The 1,206-nt window shown below is 67.8% G+C and carries 1 protein-coding gene; it reads left to right on the top strand.

Going from position 1 to position 1,206, the window contains the following annotated elements; all coding sequences use genetic code 11:
* Positions 1-42 precede the first annotated feature (42 nt).
* Positions 43-1,193 (top strand): IS3-like element ISAar43 family transposase gene (locus RF637_RS13790; protein ID WP_368845125.1). Its coding sequence is split into 2 segments (ribosomal slippage): positions 43-313 and positions 313-1,193, totalling 1,152 coding nucleotides; the frame shifts between segments, so codons are not numbered across the junction.
* Positions 1,194-1,206 lie beyond the last annotated feature (13 nt).

The raw sequence follows: 1,206 nt of genomic DNA, 5'->3' as shown, positions 1-1,206 counted from the left end.
GTCCTGTTGCCCGGGGGTCCGGGCAGTGAGACTGGTCAGATCATGACGAACAGCAGGAAGCGTCACACCTCGGAGCAGGTCGTCCGTAAGCTCGGGCAGGCCGACAGGATGCTCGCGGGCGGTAGCGACATCGCCGGGGTGTGTCGAGAGCTCGGAGTGTCCGAGCAGACGTACTACCGGTGGCGGAACCAGTACGGCGGGCTGAAGGCCGACGACGCGAAGCGGCTGAAGGAGCTCGAGAAGCAGAACGCCACGCTCAAGCGGCTGCTCGCCGAGGCAGAGCTGGAGAAGGCCGCGCTCAAGGAGCTGGCTGAGGGAAACTTCTAGGCCCGGGCAGGCGCTGCGCCGCCGTCGACCACCTCAAGCGCAAGCTGCGGGTGAGCGAACGAATGGCGTGCCGTCTGGCCGGGCTGAGCAGGTCCGCATACCGTCGCCCGCTCCAGGGTGAGACGACAGCCGACCCGGACCTGGCGTTGCGGGACTGGCTGCGGGCGTATGCGAAGAAGCACCCGCGGTGGGGATACCGCAGGGCCTACCACGATGCCCGCGGCGAGGGGTGGGTCGTGAACCACAAGAAGATCCAACGGCTCTGGCGCGAGGAAGGGCTGCGCGTCCCGCAGCGGCGTCGCCGCAAACGCGTTGGGTCTTCGACCGTCGACGCCCCGGCAGCGGTCGCACCGAACCTCGTGTGGGCGGTGGACTTCCAGTTCGACGCGGACGAGCAGGGCCGTCCGATCAAGATCTGCTCCATCGTCGACGAGCACACCCGCGAGTGCATCGGCGGGCTCGTCGAACGGTCGATCACCGCGGACCGGCTCACCGCCCACCTCGAGGACCTCGTCGCCGTCCGCGGCGCCCCCGCGGTGCTCCGATCCGACAACGGCCCCGAGTTCATCAGCGACGCGATGGCCGACTGGGCCGGCACCCGCACCGGCCTGTTCTACATCCCGCCCGGCTCGCCCTGGCACAACGGGTACGTCGAGTCGTTCAACAGCAGGCTCCGCGACGAGTGCCTGAACATCAACAGCTTCTACTCGCTGCTCCACGCCCAGGTCGTGATCGGCGACTGGAAGACCGAATACAACCACGACCGCCGGCATTCATCGCTCGGCTACCTCGCACCCGTCGACTACGCTCGGCAATGCACCCATCAATCGGAAACCGACGACTCGCACAGCGACCGGACCGAATGAAGGGGGCGGCCCA

Origin of the sequence: Kocuria sp. CPCC 204721, assembly GCF_040980945.1 — a bacterium.
In the GTDB taxonomy this organism is placed as follows: domain Bacteria; phylum Actinomycetota; class Actinomycetes; order Actinomycetales; family Micrococcaceae; genus Kocuria; species Kocuria marina.
Note: the sequence above shows the minus strand (reverse complement) of the source record. Positions and strands in the feature narration are given on the sequence as shown.